Consider the following 14,926-nt stretch of genomic DNA (forward strand, 5'->3'; position numbering starts at 1 on the left):
CGACGGGGTACCGGACCCCGTGCCCCGACTCGTGCGCCACGTCGCGACCTCCCGCCCGGCCGAGCTGGTCTGGGACTTCCTGGCCGACTTCACCACCGAGCAGTGGGACCCGCCGACCCGCCAGACCCGTCGTACGGCGGGCGACGGCGGCGTCGGCACCGTCTACCGCAACGGCTCCCACCTGTTCGGCGTCGACGCCCCGGTGACCTACACCGTCGTCGACCACGAGCCGCCCCGGCGGCTGCGGCTGCGCGGCGACGCCGGACGGGTGCAGTTCCTCGACACGATCGAGGTGCACGACGTCAGGGCCGGCCGGGCCCGGGTCGACTACACCGTCCAGTTCGACGTCCGCGGCGCGGCCCGGGTGCTGACGCCCCTCGCCGTGCTCGCGATGCGCCGGGTCGCCGACGACGCCGCCCGGCAGATGGGGCGGGTGCTCGACGAGCTGTGAGGCCTCAGGCCCCGCGCACCAGGCCGAGCGCGAGGTCGACGACCCGGGCCCGCGGCTCCTCGGCACCCAACGAACCGGGGCCCTCGAGCGGCACCCAGCGGGCGAAGTCGGTCGACCCGCCCACCTCCGTCGTGCCGAGCTCGCCGCCGGTGACGGTGGCGGCGTACAGCAGCCGGACCGCACGGAAGAGCCGGCCGGTCGTGGGCGAGGCGCTGCCGTGGTGGAGGTCGACGAGCAGCGGGGCGCCGACGGCGACGTCGTACCCGGCCTCCTCGACGACCTCCCGGGCCAGGCCCTCCTCGACCGTCTCGCCGTAGTCGATGCCGCCGCCGGGCAGCGACCAGCTCGGGTCGGTGCGGCCCTCGCCGTTGAACCAGGTGAGCAGGATGCTGCGACGGCCCTCGAGCTCGGCGATCTCGTCGACGACCACGGCGTACGCCGCGACGCGGGTGTCGACCTCGGTGTAGTGCACCGGCCGACCTTAGGACTCCGCAGAAGTAGAACCTGTTCTACCATGGACGGATGACCCTCCAGCCCGCCGCTCCCGGCACCAAGGGCACCGCGATCCCCGAGACCGTCCCCGCCGCGGCCCTGCCCGCCGACGCGCCGTCGTACGACGTCGTGGTGGTCGGGTTCGGCATCGCCGGCGGCTGCGCGGCACTGGAGGCCGCGCGCGCCGGCGCGCGGGTGCTCCTGCTGGAGAGGGCGGCCGTGCACGGCGGCACGTCCTCGCTCTCCGGCGGCCACTTCTACCTCGGCGCCGGCACCGCGGTGCAGCGCGCGACCGGGCACGACGACTCCGTCGAGGCCATGCACGACTACCTCGTCGCGGTGAGCAAGGAGCCCGAGCACGACAAGATCCGCGCCTACTGCGAGGGCTCGGTCGAGCACTTCGACTGGCTGGAGGCGCTGGGGTTCGAGTTCGAGCGGTCCTACTACCCCGAGAAGGCCGTCATCCAGCCCGGCACCCAGGGCCTGATGTACACGGGCAACGAGAAGGTCTGGCCCTTCAGCACCATGGCCACGCCCGCGCCGCGCGGCCACAAGGTGCCGGCGCCCGGCGAGACCGAGGGCACCAAGCTGGTCATGGACCTGCTGCGCGACCGGGTCGAGGAGGCCGGCGTCGAGGTCCGCTACGAGACCGGCGCGACCCAGCTGGTGGTGGACGAGTCCGGCGCGGTGACCGGCCTGGCCTGGCGCTCCTTCGACGAGACCGGGCTGGTCCGTGCGGGCGGCGTGGTGCTGGCCGCCGGCGGCTTCGTGATGAACCCCGACATGGTGGCTGCCCACACGCCCGCGCTGGCCGAGAAGCCCTTCACCCTCGGCTCGACGTACGACGACGGGCTGGGCATCCGCCTCGGCGCCTCGGTCGGCGCCGAGCTCAAGCACATGGACGAGCCGTTCATCACCGCGCCCTTCTACCCGCCGTCGAAGCTCGTCTTCGGCGTGCTGGTCAACAAGCGCGGCGAGCGGTTCTGCAACGAGGACGGCTACCACTCGCGCACCTCCCAGTTCGTCATGGAGCAGCCCGACAGCGCGGCCTACCTCGTCGTCGACAGCGACCACGTCGAGTACCCCGCCTTCCCGCTCGCCCCGCTCGTCGACGGCTACGAGACCCTCGCCGAGCTCGAGACCGCCCTCGACCTGCCGGCAGGCTCGGTGCAGCGCACGCTCGCCCGGTACGACGAGCTGGCCGCCGCCGGCGACGACGTCGACTTCCACAAGGCGCCCGAGTGGCTGGCCCCGCAGTCGACGGGCCCGTGGGCCGTCTTCGACCTGACCCTGGGCAAGGCGATCTACGCCGGGTTCACCCTCGGCGGCATCCGGGTGACCGTCGACGGCGAGGCCCAGCGCCCCGACGGCTCGGTCGTCCGCGGCCTGTACGCCGCCGGCGCGTGCGCGTCCAACCTGGCCCAGGACGGCAAGGGCTACTGCTCCGGCACCCAGCTCGGCGAGGGCTCCTTCTTCGGCCGTCGCGCCGGCCTCGCCGCGGCGCGGGCGCGAGCGGGGCTCGCGGGTCGGGTCTCGTAGACCGGCTCGGGGGCTTCCAGGCTCCTCGCTGGCGCTCGTCGCACCTCAGCCACCCTCCGGTGGCTGAGGTGCGAGCGCAGCGAGCCTCGAAGCCCCGGGCCCGACCACGCCACCCCACGCCGTAGCCTCGGCCAGGTGGTGAGCACCGACCGCCTGCAGGCCGCCCAGCGGGCCGACGTGCCGCCGTTCCACGTCATGGACCTGCTGGCCGCCGCGGCGGAGCGGCAGCGCAGCCACGGCGACCTGCTCAACCTCCTGGCTGGCCAGCCCAGCACCGGCGCCCCGCGGGCGGTCAACGACGAGGCCGTCCGGCTGCTGCAGAGCGGCGACCCGCTGGGCTACACGCCCGCCACCGGCATCCGCGAGCTCCGCGAGGCCATCGCGGGCCACCACACCAGCCGGTACGGCGTCGCGGTCGACCCCGACGAGGTCGTGGTGACCACGGGGAGCAGCGGCGGGTTCCTGCTGGCCTTCCTGGCGGCGTTCGAGGTCGGCGACCGCGTGGCCATCGCGCGGCCGGGCTACCCCTGCTACCGCAACGTGCTCGCCGCGCTCGGCTGCGAGGTCGTGGAGATCCCGACCGGCCCCGAGACCCGCTTCCAGCCCACGGTCGACCAGGTGGCGGCCATCCCCGACCTCAAGGGCCTCGTCGTCGCCTCCCCCGCCAACCCCACCGGCACCATGCTGCTGCCGAGCGAGCTCGCCGCGCTGGCGACGTGGTGCGAGCAGGCGGGCGTCCAGCTGATCAGCGACGAGATCTACCACGGCATCGAGTACGCCCCCGCCGGCGAGCGGCTGGCCCGCTCGGCCTGGGAGACCAGCCGCGAGGCCGTGGTCTTCTGCTCGTTCTCCAAGTACTTCTCGATGACCGGCTGGCGCATCGGCTGGATGCTGGTGCCCGACCGGCTCCGCCGCGCGGTCGACGTGCTCACCGGCAACTTCACCATCTGCCCCCCGGTGCTGGCCCAGCGCGCCTGCGTGGCGGCGTTCACCGAGGCGGCGTACGCCGAGCTCGACGGCCACGTCGAGCGGTACGCCGCCAACCGGACCCTCCTGCTCGACGGGCTCGCCCGCCTCGGGGTGACCGGCCTCGCCCCCGCCGACGGCGCGTTCTACGCCTACGCCGACCTCGGCCACCTCACCGACGACTCGATGGCCTTCGCCCACGACGTGCTCGCCCGCACCGGCGTCGCGCTCGCCACCGGCGTCGACTTCGACACCGCCGACGGCGGCCGCTTCGTCCGCTTCTCCTTCGCCGGCCCCGGCGCGGAGATCGAGCAGGCCCTCGACCGCCTGGAGCCCGTCCTCACCCGGGCCGCACGGTGGTCGAGGACGTCCCGCTAGCGACTGTCCCGAGACCGTCGACCGCGCACCTCGACCCAGCCCACCGGCGGCGGTCGCGTGGTCTCGAGACGGGACTTCGTCCCTCCTCGACCACCGTCGGGTCGAGCCACCCGGTGGTCGGGCCACACGGTGGTCGAGGAAGTCGCGCTAGCGACTGTCTCGAGACCACTCACCGCGGACCTCGACCCAGCCGACCGGCTGCGGTCGTGCGGTGCGTCAGCGCGGGAACAGCTGGGACGGCGTCTCCCACAGCGTCTGGGGCGAGAGCCGCAGGGGCACGGAGGACTCGTTGAAGCCGAGGCCTCGCACGAACGCCCGCTGGACGAAGCCGTTGCGCACCCGCTGCGGGTGGTCGCCGACGCGGGTGGTCGAGACGATGCGGGCGGTCTTGTAGCTGATGCGGGAGACGGTGTCGGAGCCGCTCCAGGAGACGTAGCAGTACTTCCCGTCCCAGCTCGGCGTGACCCAGTAGGGCTTGAGGCCACCCTTGAGCAGCTTGGTGTGGCCCCAGCGCCGGCCCGCGACGACCATCGTGGCGTAGTCGCTCATCGTGCCCGCGACGCACAGGCGCTTGCCCCTCGGGTCCATGGCGATGCCGTGGTGGGCCGAGTCGAGCAGGTAGGCCGGCCGCGGCAGGTCGGGCACGAGGTTGGGCAGCCGCTCGACCCGGGTGATCTTGCCGGTGCGGCGGTCGAGACCGACGAAGCCGTGGAGGAACGAGAGCTGGAAGTAGAACGTCTGCTGGTCCGGCGAGAGGGTCATCGGCCGCACCGAGATGGAGGTGTCGCGCAGGCCACGCTCGTCGAGCGCCTTGCGCAGGTCGTAGCGCCGCTCGATCTTCAGCGTCCTGGCGTTGACGACCTGCAGCACCCGGTCACCCTCGAGCGGGTCGGGGATGCCGGGCTCGTCGAGCGGGCTGTAGACGGTGCCGATGCTGGCGTGCAGGATCCGCTTGCCGCCGTCGATGAAGATGCTCTCGTGCGGGGAGCCGCCGGAGGCGAACCGGCCGACCTCCTTGCCGTCGCGGATGCGCAGCACGTGGACGACGTTGCCGGTCGAGGCGCTGACCACGACGCGCCGGCCGTCGGGCGAGACGGCCATGTGGTCCGAGCGCACCCCCGCCACCGGGAAGCGCCACACGATCTTCTTGGTCTGCAGGCTGATCGCCACGACGTCGGCGAAGGACGGCCGCGAGATCACCACCAGGCGGCCGTCGTTGCTGGAGTACATGTCGTCGACGAACTGGTCGTTGCCCTCGCCGATGAGCTCACGGATGGCCAGGAAGTAGGCGAGGCGGTAGGGGTTGAGCGCGATCTCGCGCATGCGCGCCTGGTAGTCGGGGACGACGTCGATCGAGGCGACCCGCCTGAACGTGCGCGGGTCGAGCAGGGTCGCGGTGCCCTCCCAGTTGTCGCCGACGAACACCACGCGCCGCGCGCCCTTGGCGACCGTGCCCGGTCCGGTGGCGTCGCTGCGCAGCTGCGCCGCCGGCGTACGGCGATCGCTCGCCCCGGACGAGGCGACCTCGGCCTCGGCGGTGGGTGCGGCGAGCGCGCCGCCGGCGGCGACGACCGCGGAGAGACCCAGCGCGGCCAGGCGTCGGACGAACCCCATGTTGCGTCGCTCCCTGCTCGAGTGGCTGCACGCCGGCCGACGGACGGCGCGTGACGACCACGACATTGTGCCCGTCCCGGCGTTTCGCCGCTCGGGTTGCGGGGAACGGGCCCGGAGACGTCCGCCCCCCACACGACGGCCGGTGACGGCACCGAGAGGCACCCCCATGCACCGCACCCCCGGTGGTACCGGTGACACCGACGTCCTGCGGCGCCGGGTCGAGCAGCTGCGCGAGCAGGCCGACGACGTCCGGGCCCTGGCCGACCGGCTGGTCGCGCAGACCGAGGCGGTCGGCTGGACCGGGCGGGCCGCTGACTCGATGCGGGTCCGGGTGACCGAGCGGGCCACCCACCTGCGCACGGCCGCGACCCAGCACGAGACGGCGGCCGACTCCCTCGAGCGGCACCTGCTCGCGGTCGAGTCGACGGCCGAGCGGATCGCCGCGGTCGAGCGCCGGGCGACCGGACTGGTGGCCGAGGCCCGGGCCCGGGTCGCCGACCTCGAGCGGCGGCGCCACGACGGCGGCGCGGCCGCCGCCGACCTCCGGCCCGACCCCGACGACGTGGCCCTGGCCGCCTTCGACCCGCCGCCGACCGGCCATCCCGACTGGCTGGCCGTCGAGCTGCCCGGCCTGGAGGGACGCGCGTGACCACCATCGACCTCAGCACCCCACCGCCGCCGCCGTCCTCGCTCCTCGACGGGCTGCCCCGCCGGGTCACCCTGACCCTGCCCGAGCTGCAGCTCGTCGCCGAGCGCGCGGGCGGCGCACCGCTGCCCTTCGACGTCGCCGCCCCGGCCGCGGTGAGCGCGCTCGAGGCCCGCCTCGGCGCGAGCAGGGGCTCCAGCGACGACCAGGCCTACCGCGCCGCCCTCGACGCCCTGCACGACCCGGTGACCACCCTGGCCCGCCGGGGCCTGCTGCGCGACGACGTCCTCGACGAGGGCCTCGCCGGCGCGGTGGGCCTGCTGGCCACCCCGACGTACGCCGTCGACCTCGACGTCGCGGTCGGCGACGCCCAGGTCAAGGCCTGGCACCGTGCCCAGGACGACGCCGTCGCCACGCTCGCCACGAGCGACGGCGTCGTGTTCGAGCTGGCCTGGTTCGCCACCTCGGCCTGGCCGGCCGAGCTGGGCCGGGTCGCCGTGCTGCCCGAGGACCTCGAGCTCCGCTCGTCGGCCGTGCCGCCCGGGGTCGACCTGCCCTACGAGCTGCTCGACGCCACCGTCGAGGCGGTGACGACCGGGCGAGCCGACCTGCTGCCGCTCCTGGCCGACCAGCGGGCCGGCAGCGTGCTCGACGCCCACGGCCGTCCGGTCTTCGCCGCCGAGCTGCCCGCGCTGCTGCAGGCCCTCGGGGCCGAGGCGCAGGGCCGGCTGCGGGTGCTCGTCGCCGACGTCTCGACCGAGCGCACCGACGTGGTCGGCGTGCGGTCGTGGGTGCTGCTCGCCGACGGCTGGCGAAGCCTGCGGCCCCACCGCGACCGCGGCACCCCGCGCGTGGAGCTCCGGTCCGTCGACGCCGCCGACCTGGCCCGCGACCTGGCGCCCGTCCTGCGAGAGGTGGCCCGATGACCGAGCAGCCCCACCGCCTGCGCGCGGTCCCCGACGACCAGGCGGTCCTGGCCGCGGCGGCGGCGGAGGACGGCCGCGCCGCGACCACGCCCGCCGAGGCGGCCGCGATGGCCGACCGCTACGACCGGATGGGACGCCTGGCCGCGCTGTTCGACGAGTCGGCCGAGCAGGTCCGCCACCAAGCCGGGCTCGGCTCCGACGTGGCCACCGACCCGGCGTTCACCGACTCCCGGCCCCTGTCCCCCGCCACGTGGGACCAGGCCGAGGAGGACCTGCGCGGCACCACCTCCGGCAAGCGGGGGCTGCTCAACCGCTCCATCGAGCTCGACGCCGACGCCCTGGTGCTGCGGGCGACGGTGCTGACCTACCGCTGGATCGACGAGCTGCAGACCGCGGCCTACAAGACGCTGGGCTCGATCGCCGGCCGCGCCATCGGCTACCTTGCACCCGAGGTCGCCCTCGGCGGCGCCATCGTCTCGGCCGGCCTGATCGAGACCGACGCGCTCGACCGCGACGGGGTCGCGGCCTACCTCGACGAGCTCGCCGGCGCCAACCCCGAGCTGCTCGAGCACGTCACCAGCGGCGGGGGCGGGCTCCTCGACGGCCTGCGGATGCGCTCGCTGCTCACCACCGGCGTGCTCGCCGGCGACCGCGGCCGCCAGGCCGCCCAGGGCGGCCTGCGCGCCCTGGGCGTCGACCCGCTGGTCCAGGACCTCGGACCCGCCCTGCGCGACGTCGCCGGGGGCCTCGTCGACGACGACGGCGACCCCGCCGAGGGTGGCGCCGGCGTCGAGGGGGCCGACGGCACCGCGGCCGGCGGAGCGCCGCGCAGCCTGGCCGACCTGCTCACCGAGCTCTCGCGCACCACGGCCACGGTCACGGTGCGCCGGGTCGGCGACCACCGGTTCGTGGCGTTCCTGCCGGGCCCCGACGGCGCCGTCCCGCGCCGGCTGCGGCTGGTCGGCGGCGACCAGTCGTCGTACGCCGCCCAGGTGGTGCGCACGATCGAGCGGGCCGTCGCCGGCGTCACCGACCCCCGGGTCATGCTGGTCGGGGTCGGCCAGGGCGGCGTGGCCGCAGCGGAGGTCGCGGCGCAGGAGGGCGGCGCCCGGTTCACCGTCGACCAGGTGGTCACCGCGGGTGCGCCCTCGGCCCACGTGCCGCGCATCCCCGAGCCCACCCGGGTCCTGGCCCTGGAGGACCGCTCCGACCCCGTCGCGCTGCTCGGCTCGCTCATCGGCGGCACCGGCGCGCCCAACCGGGTCACGGTCGTCTACGACGGCGGCCACGAGGGGTACGTCGACGGCGGCCGCGCCGCCGACGCCGCCGACCACCCGGCGCTGCGCGAGGAGCTGGCCCGGCTCGTCGACCTCGGCTACCTCGCCGGCTGACCCCGCCGCCGCGCCACGCAGCGGCTCGCGGCGGCTCAGCGGGCGAGCTCGTGCACGAACTCCGAGAGCTGGGTCAGGTTGCGGCACTCGACCATCGGCACGATCTCGCCGTAGGCGCGGGCGGCGGAGTCGCCGGTGCCCCAGTGGCGGCGGTGCTCGGGGTTGAGCCACCAGGCGTGCCGGGCCGTGCCGGCGAGGTCGCGGAGCACGTCCTCGTGCAGGTCGCTGTAGTTGGACCGGGCGTCGCCGAGCACGAGCAGCGAGGTCTTGGGCCCGACCGCGTCGGGGTGCTGCTCGACGAACTTGGTCAGCGCGCGGCCGTAGTTGGTGCGCCCCCACAGCGCCGCGTGCGCGGTGCTGGCGGCAAGGTCGGCCATGACGTCGACGACGTCGGCGCCGGGGGTGAAGTGGTGGGTGACCTCGTGCACGTGGTCGATGAAGGTGAAGGCCCGCACCTTCTGGAACTGGTCGCGCAGCGCGAAGACCAGCAGCAGGGTGAACTGCGCGAAGCTGGCCACCGACCCGCTCACGTCGCACAGCACCACGAGCTCGGTGCGATGGGGCCGCTTGGGCCGGTGGTGGGTCGCGATCGGCACGCCGCCGGTCGACATCGACGCCCGGACGGTGCGGCGGAAGTCGAGCGGCCCGCGGCGGCGGGCGTGCTGCTCCTTGGTCAGCCGGGCCGCGAGGCGCCGGGCGAGCGGGTAGATCTCGCGGCGCATCTGCTCGAGGTCGGAGCGGCGGGCGGCGGTGAAGTCGAGCCGGTCGATGCTCGGGCGCAGCGCGACGTTGGCGACGTGGTCGGCGCCCTTCTCCTCCGCGATCCGGCGCCGCGCGTCGGCCTCGACGGTCGCGGTGAACGCCCCGACCCGGCGGCCCGCGCCGCGCTCGGCCTCCTCCTGGGTCAGGCCCTGGCCGAGCAGCGCCGCCACGATGCGGTCGACGAGCTCGGTCGGCGCGACCCGCTGCAGCGCGGTGTACGCCGACCACGACGACAGCCCCGGACCGCGGCCCGGCATCGCGCCGAACCGTCCGACCATCTCGGCCGCCAGTGCGTCGAGCGCCTGCTGGTCCCCGGCCTCGAGCGCCTCGGCCAGCCGCTCCCGGAAGTCGGCCAGCGCCTCGGCGTTGTCGCGCACCAGGGACGCCGGCGCCGCGTCGCCGCCCGCGTCCCCCACGTCGGGGTCGCCGTCCGGGTCGAGGGACCGCGCCCCGCCCCCCACCATCCGCGGGAAGTAGAGGTCGAACAGCGCCTCGAAGGTCGGCCGCTGCGCCTGCTTCTTGACCAGCGTGGCGGCGTACCCCTCCTTGACCTGGGTGCGGTCGGTCCAGTCGAGGGCGGTGAGGGCGGCCACGGCGTCGAGGTCCTCGGCCAGCGAGACCGCCAGCCCCGCCCCCCGCAGCGCCTCGAGGAACGCCACGTGCCGGTCGACCAGCCCGCTGCGCGACTCCGTCACGGCGAGTCCCGCGGAGCCGCTGCGGTCACGCGGTCTCGAGACGGGACTCCGTCCCTCCTCGACCACCGTGGGTGGAGACCGGGGCACACGGTGGTCGAGGAAGGCGCGCTGGCGCCTGTCTCGAGACCACGGGAGCGGCGGGTCATCGCAGCTTCAGCTCCTTGACCGCGCGGTCGTGGTCGGAACGGTGCTTGAGGATGACGCCGAGGGTGTCGGCGACGGCCTTCTCGTCGAGGTCGCCGATCTCGAGGGCGACCAGGGTGCGGGCCCAGTCGACGGACTCGGCGATGGAGGGCGCCTTCTTCAGCTCGAGCTCGCGCAGCCGGGCCACGGTGGCGACGAGCTGGGTGGTGACGCGGTCGTCGAGGCCGGGGACGTGGGAGGCGACGATCTCGCGCTCGCGGTCGGCGTCGGGGTAGTCGAGGTGGAGGTAGAGGCAGCGGCGCTTGACGGCCTCGGAGAGCTCGCGGCTGGCGTTGGAGGTCAGCACGACGAACGGGCGGCGGGTCGAGGTGACCGTGCCGAGCTCGGGGATCGTCACCTGGAAGTCCGAGAGCACCTCGAGCAGCAGGCCCTCGACCTCGATGTCGGTCTTGTCGACCTCGTCGACGAGCAGCACGGTCGGCTCGTCGCGCCGGATCGCGGTCAGCAGCGGCCGGGTGAGGAGGAACTCCTCGGTGAAGATGTCGTCGTGGGTGGCGTCCCACTCCTGGTCGCCGGCGGACTGGATGCGCAGCAGCTGCTTCTTGTAGTTCCACTCGTACAGCGCCCGGGCCTCGTCGAGGCCCTCGTAGCACTGCAGCCGCACCAGCTCCGCGCCCGTCGCCCGGGCCACGGCCTTGGCCAGCTCGGTCTTGCCGACGCCGGCCGGTCCCTCGACGAGCAGCGGCTTCTCGAGCGCACCGGCGAGGAAGGCGGTGGTGGCCGTGGGCAGGTCGGCGAGGTAGCCCACCGCGTCGAGGCGGCTCGTCGCCTCCGCGGGCGAGGCGAACCAGGAGGGAGCGCTCATCCCGTCATCCTCGCAGCCCACCGGCCCACCGGTGGTCTTGACCAGTGGGCCTCGTCCGTGACGCGGCCACGGAGTGCTCGTTGAACGGGCATCTCGGCGCACGACCCGCACCTCCCCCACCCCCCACGTCCTCCCGGAGCACCCCCATGCTGCGTACGCCGAGCCGCGCGGTCCGCCTCGCCGTCGAGGCGGCCAAGGTCGCCGTCGTCGGCGTGGTCGCCGTCGTCGCGGTCAGCCCCGTGCTCCAGACGGCGCCCGTCACCTCGCAGGCCGAGGCCGGTCCGACGCCGGCCGACCGGGCCGAGGACGCGCGGGTGGCGGCGCTGATGGAGCGCCACGGCTGCTCGACCGACGGCCTCGGCCCCGACGTCATCCCCGGCTCGGCGCTCGTGGAGCGCGGCGACCGGGTGCAGCAGGTGGGCTTCGACGACGGCTGGGCCGTCTTCACCGGCGACGCCGACGGCCGGCTCGTCGCCGTGTGCCGCGCCGACGTGGCCCGCTGAGGCGGGCCCACCCCGGACCTGACGGGTCGGTCGGCCCATGGGGGGCCGGCCGCCCCGTCAGCAGGCGGTGTGCGGTCAGTCGGGCTTGACGGCCAGCACCGGGCAGGCCGCCTCGAGGATCACCCGCTGGGCGACGCTGCCGAGCAGCAGCTTGCCGACCGGCGTACGACGCCGCACGCCGACCACGACGAGCCGGGCCTGCTCCTCGGCCGCGACCTTGAGCACGGCGTCGGCGACGTCGGGGACGACCTCGTGGCGCACGGCGTGGTCGAGGTCGGCGAGGCGGGCCTCGACCTCGGCCATGTCGGACTCGGGTGCGAACCGCTTGTCGACCAGGCTCTGGCCCGAGGTCGCGTTGACCACGACGAGGCGCTCACCGCGCTCGCGGGCCTCGGCCTCGGCGTGCTGCAGGGCCGCGCGGCCGTAGGTGTCGGGCGTGTAGCCCACGACGATGGTCATCGGCCGACCTCCACGGTCTCGGTGCTCTCGGGGGACTCGGGGCCGCCCTGGGGGGCCTCGGCGACGGGCTCGGGCTTGCGCAGGCCGCGCAGCACCATGCCGCCCAGCAGCAGCGCCATGACGACGTACACCGCGATGGCGACGGGCTCGCCCCACAGCGTGCTCACGTCGCCCTGGGAGAGGGCGAGCGCGGTGGTCAGCTGCTCCTCCAGGCGGGGCCCGAGGATGACGCCGATGATGAGCGGCAGCACCGGGACGCCGAAGCGGCGCATGGCCAGGCCGAGGAGGCCGAAGGCGAGCAGCAGGCCGAGGTCGAAGGCCTGGAAGTTGACGCTGTAGGCGCCGAGCGAGGCGAAGAACAGGATGCCGGCGTACAGGTAGGGGCGCGGGATGCGCAGCAGCTTGGCCCACAGCGGGGCCAGCGGCAGGTTGAGCACCAGCAGCAGCGTGTTGGCCACGAACAGGCTGGCCAGCAGGGCCCAGACGAGGCCGGGCTCGTTGTCGAGCAGCTGCGGGCCGGGCTGGATGCCGTAGCTCTGCATCGCCAGCAAGATGACCGCCGCGGTGGCGGTGGTCGGCAGGCCGATGGCCAGCAGCGGGACCAGGGTGCCGGCGGCCGAGGCGTTGTTGGCGGCCTCGGGCCCGGCCACGCCCTCGATGGCGCCCTTGCCGAACTCCTCGGGGTGCTTGGAGAGCTTGCGCTCGGTGACGTAGGACAGGAACGTCGGCACCTCGGCGCCGCCGGCGGGCAGCGCACCGAAGGGGAACCCGAACGCGGTGCCGCGCAGCCACGGCTTCCACGACCGGCCCCAGTCGGCCTTGCTCATCCAGGGCTGGCCGACGGGGATGACCTCGAGCGGCTTGCGGCGCAGGTGGGCCGCGACCCACAGCGCCTCGCCGATCGCGAAGATCGCCACGGCGACGACCACGATGTCGATGCCGTCGGCCAGCAGCGGCTGGTCGAAGGTGAGCCGGGCCTGCCCGGTCGTGGTGCCGACCAGGCCGACGGCGAGGCCGAGGAAGAGCGCGACGAAGCCGCGCAGCTTGGACGAGCCGAGCACCGCGGTGACCGCGAAGAGCGCCAGCAGCATGATCGCGAAGTACGACGGCGCCCCGAGCTTGACCACGACGTCGGCGACGGTCGGTGTCAGCAGCACGAGCAGGACGGTGCCGATGGTGCCGGCCACGAAGGAGCCGATGGCCGCGGTGGCCAGCGCCTGGGCCGCTCGGCCCTTCTTGGCCATCTTGTTGCCCTCGATGGCGGTGATGACCGAGGACGACTCGCCCGGGGTGTTGAGCAGGATCGAGGTCGTCGACCCGCCGTACATGCCGCCGTAGTAGATGCCGGCGAACATGATGATCGCGCTGTCGGGACCGACGCTGTAGGTCACGGGGAGCAGCAGGGCCACGGTCATGGCCGGGCCGATGCCGGGCAGGACGCCGACGGCGGTGCCGAGCAGGACGCCGAGGACGGCGAAGAGCAGGTTCTGCGGGGTCAGGGCGGTCTGGAAGCCCTCGAGGAGGAGGTCCATCACAGCACCCCGTCCAGGACGCCGGCCGGGATCGGGATGCCCAGCCCGACGTAGAAGCCGTACCAGGTGCCGACGGAGAGGGCGGCGCCGATGGCGAGGTCGCGGACGTGGCTGCGGCTGCCCAGCACCCCGGCCGCGCCGGCGAAGAGCAGGGCGCCGGTGATGGCCCAGCCGAGCCAGTCGATGAGCAGGATGTTGAGCACGAACACCGCGGTCAGCAGCCCGACGGTGCGCCAGTCGCTGCCGGCGGAGAGGTCGACGTCCTCGCCGTCCTCGGCCTCGGCCACGTCGCCGCGGGCCGTGGCGACCGCCAGCAGCACGCCGAGGAGCACCAGCACGGCGCCGACGACGTACGGGACGGCGTACGGCTGCACGGGCTGGTCGGCGAAGCCGTCCTCCAGCGTGGTGGCGTCGTACAGGGTGTAGGCGCCGACGACGACCAGGAACGCGGCGAGGCCGTACTGCGCCTTGTCGACCAGCCGGGCGGGCCGGGTCTCTTCCGCGGTGGGCGGGGTGTGGGTGGCGGTCATCAGAGTCCCAGCTCCTCGAGGGTGTCGGCGACGCGGCGGTCCTGCTCCTGCAGGAACGTCGCGAACTCCTCGCCGGTGGCGAAGTTGTCGGTCCAGCCGTTGCGCTCGAGGGCGGCCTGCCACTCGGGCGTGTCGTGCATGTCGGAGAGGAGGCCGACGAGGTAGTCGCGCTGCTCCTCGGAGATGCCGGGCGGGGCGAGCACGCCGCGCCAGTTGGTGAAGACGAAGTCGATGCCCTCCTCGGTCAGGGTCGGGGCGTCGACGGTGGGCACCCGCTCCTCGCCGGAGACGGCGAGCACGCGCAGGGAGCCGTCGGCGATCTGCCCCTCGAACTCGCCGAGGCCGGAGGTGCCGACGGTGATCTTCTCCCCGAGCAGCGCCGTGGTGAGCGGGCCGCCGCCGTCGTAGGGCACGTAGTTGACCTGGCGCGGGTCGATGCCGACGGTCTGGGCGAGCTGGTGGGGGAAGAGGTGGTCGGGGCCGCCGTTGGACGAGCCGCCGCCGATGGTGATCGACCCCGGGTCGGCCTTCCAGGCCTCGACCAGGTCGCCGACGGTGCGGAACGGCGAGTCGGCCGGCACGAGCAGGCCCTCCTGCTCCTCGATGAGCCGGGCGATCGGCGTCATGTCGGACACGCGGGCGTCGGAGTCGTTGGTGTAGACCGCCCCCACGACGCCGAGGCCCATCGTCATCATGAGGTCGTCGGCGCCCTCGGAGTTGGCCAGCCGCTGCATCGCGACGGTGCCGCTGGCGCCGAGGACGTTGCTGACCTCGAAGCGACCGGTGAGGTCGTTGTCCTCCATGGCCTTGGCCGCGGCCCGACCGGTGAGGTCGTAGCCGCCGCCGGGGCTGTTGGGGATCATCATCTGCAGGCGCCGGTTGCTCGGGTCGTCCGAGCCGCGGGTGACGCCGCACCCGCTCAGGCCGGTGGCGCCGAGCAGGACGAGGGCCGTGAGCACGGCCAGCAGCGCGGACCGGGACCCGGCGCGTGCGCGTCGGTGGTGTGATGTGGGTGACACGTCGAGCAGCATGC

15 protein-coding genes are annotated in these 14,926 nt (G+C 74.4%); 7 read left to right on the top strand and 8 right to left on the bottom strand.

Features of this window, described 5'->3' with window-relative positions; genetic code table 11:
- Positions 1-19: 19 nt before the first annotated feature.
- Entirely contained in the window at positions 20-451 is a 432-nt protein-coding gene (locus tag FJQ57_RS22375) for an SRPBCC family protein (RefSeq protein WP_170219340.1), read from the top strand.
- Between the two features lie 4 nt (positions 452-455).
- Here FJQ57_RS22375 and FJQ57_RS08505 read toward each other — a convergent pair whose 3' ends face one another.
- The gene (locus FJQ57_RS08505; protein ID WP_139979293.1) at positions 456-923 is read right to left on the bottom strand and encodes an NUDIX domain-containing protein; all 468 of its coding nucleotides are present in this window, start codon (positions 921-923) and stop codon (positions 456-458) included.
- A 50-nt stretch (positions 924-973) separates the two neighbouring features.
- Between FJQ57_RS08505 and FJQ57_RS08510 the strand changes: the two genes are divergently transcribed.
- On the top strand, positions 974-2,482 hold the full coding sequence (locus FJQ57_RS08510; RefSeq protein ID WP_139979295.1) for an FAD-binding protein: 1,509 nt from the start codon (positions 974-976) through the stop codon (positions 2,480-2,482).
- A gap of 135 nt (positions 2,483-2,617) precedes the next feature.
- Positions 2,618-3,826 carry a pyridoxal phosphate-dependent aminotransferase gene (locus tag FJQ57_RS08515; RefSeq protein ID WP_246081693.1) on the top strand — a complete coding sequence of 403 codons (1,209 nt, stop codon included), beginning with the start codon at positions 2,618-2,620 and terminating at the stop codon, positions 3,824-3,826.
- A gap of 216 nt (positions 3,827-4,042) precedes the next feature.
- Here the strand turns inward: FJQ57_RS08515 and FJQ57_RS08520 are convergent, their stop codons facing one another.
- Entirely contained in the window at positions 4,043-5,440 is a 1,398-nt protein-coding gene (locus tag FJQ57_RS08520; protein ID WP_211348826.1) for a YncE family protein, read from the bottom strand.
- 166 nt (positions 5,441-5,606) lie between these two features.
- On the opposite strand from FJQ57_RS08520, the gene FJQ57_RS08525 reads away from it, so the two are divergent.
- Genes FJQ57_RS08525 through FJQ57_RS08535 form a run of 3 tightly spaced genes read left to right on the top strand, consistent with a single transcriptional unit; the run spans position 5,607 to position 8,403 of the window.
- Positions 5,607-6,089, top strand: a complete 483-nt coding sequence (locus FJQ57_RS08525) for a hypothetical protein (protein ID WP_139979297.1) — start codon at positions 5,607-5,609, stop codon at positions 6,087-6,089.
- On the top strand, positions 6,086-7,012 hold the full coding sequence (locus FJQ57_RS08530; RefSeq protein WP_139979299.1) for a hypothetical protein: 927 nt from the start codon (positions 6,086-6,088) through the stop codon (positions 7,010-7,012). Before FJQ57_RS08525 ends, FJQ57_RS08530 begins: the two co-directional genes overlap by 4 nt.
- Positions 7,009-8,403, top strand: a complete 1,395-nt coding sequence (locus FJQ57_RS08535; protein ID WP_139979301.1) for a hypothetical protein — start codon at positions 7,009-7,011, stop codon at positions 8,401-8,403. Before FJQ57_RS08530 ends, FJQ57_RS08535 begins: the two co-directional genes overlap by 4 nt.
- 35 nt (positions 8,404-8,438) lie before the next feature.
- Here the strand turns inward: FJQ57_RS08535 and FJQ57_RS08540 are convergent, their stop codons facing one another.
- The gene (locus tag FJQ57_RS08540; RefSeq protein ID WP_246081694.1) at positions 8,439-9,860 is read right to left on the bottom strand and encodes a vWA domain-containing protein; all 1,422 of its coding nucleotides are present in this window, start codon (positions 9,858-9,860) and stop codon (positions 8,439-8,441) included.
- 142 nt (positions 9,861-10,002) lie between these two features.
- Positions 10,003-10,869 (bottom strand): AAA family ATPase, encoded by an 867-nt coding sequence (locus tag FJQ57_RS08545; protein ID WP_139979303.1) that lies wholly within the window; start codon positions 10,867-10,869, stop codon positions 10,003-10,005.
- A 146-nt stretch (positions 10,870-11,015) separates the two neighbouring features.
- Here FJQ57_RS08545 and FJQ57_RS08550 point away from each other — a divergent pair, with 146 nt between their 5' ends.
- Positions 11,016-11,372, top strand: coding sequence for a hypothetical protein (locus FJQ57_RS08550; RefSeq protein WP_139979305.1), 357 nt, complete (start codon positions 11,016-11,018; stop codon positions 11,370-11,372).
- Positions 11,373-11,447: 75 nt separating this feature from the next.
- On the opposite strand, the gene FJQ57_RS08555 is transcribed toward FJQ57_RS08550, so the two are convergent.
- The 4 genes from FJQ57_RS08555 to FJQ57_RS08570 are packed head-to-tail and all read right to left on the bottom strand — an operon-like array spanning position 11,448 to position 14,912.
- Positions 11,448-11,831 carry a universal stress protein gene (locus FJQ57_RS08555; RefSeq protein WP_139979306.1) on the bottom strand — a complete coding sequence of 128 codons (384 nt, stop codon included), beginning with the start codon at positions 11,829-11,831 and terminating at the stop codon, positions 11,448-11,450.
- Positions 11,828-13,363 carry a tripartite tricarboxylate transporter permease gene (locus FJQ57_RS08560; protein ID WP_139979308.1) on the bottom strand — a complete coding sequence of 512 codons (1,536 nt, stop codon included), beginning with the start codon at positions 13,361-13,363 and terminating at the stop codon, positions 11,828-11,830. Before FJQ57_RS08560 ends, FJQ57_RS08555 begins: the two co-directional genes overlap by 4 nt.
- On the bottom strand, positions 13,363-13,893 hold the full coding sequence (locus FJQ57_RS08565) for a tripartite tricarboxylate transporter TctB family protein (RefSeq protein ID WP_139979310.1): 531 nt from the start codon (positions 13,891-13,893) through the stop codon (positions 13,363-13,365). The genes FJQ57_RS08560 and FJQ57_RS08565 overlap by 1 nt, the downstream gene beginning before the upstream one ends.
- Positions 13,893-14,912, bottom strand: a complete 1,020-nt coding sequence (locus FJQ57_RS08570; RefSeq protein WP_246081695.1) for a Bug family tripartite tricarboxylate transporter substrate binding protein — start codon at positions 14,910-14,912, stop codon at positions 13,893-13,895. The genes FJQ57_RS08565 and FJQ57_RS08570 overlap by 1 nt, the downstream gene beginning before the upstream one ends.
- Between the last annotated feature and the right edge of the window lie 14 nt (positions 14,913-14,926).

The sequence above is a fragment of the Nocardioides litoris genome (assembly GCF_006346315.1).
GTDB lineage: Bacteria > Actinomycetota > Actinomycetes > Propionibacteriales > Nocardioidaceae > Nocardioides > Nocardioides litoris.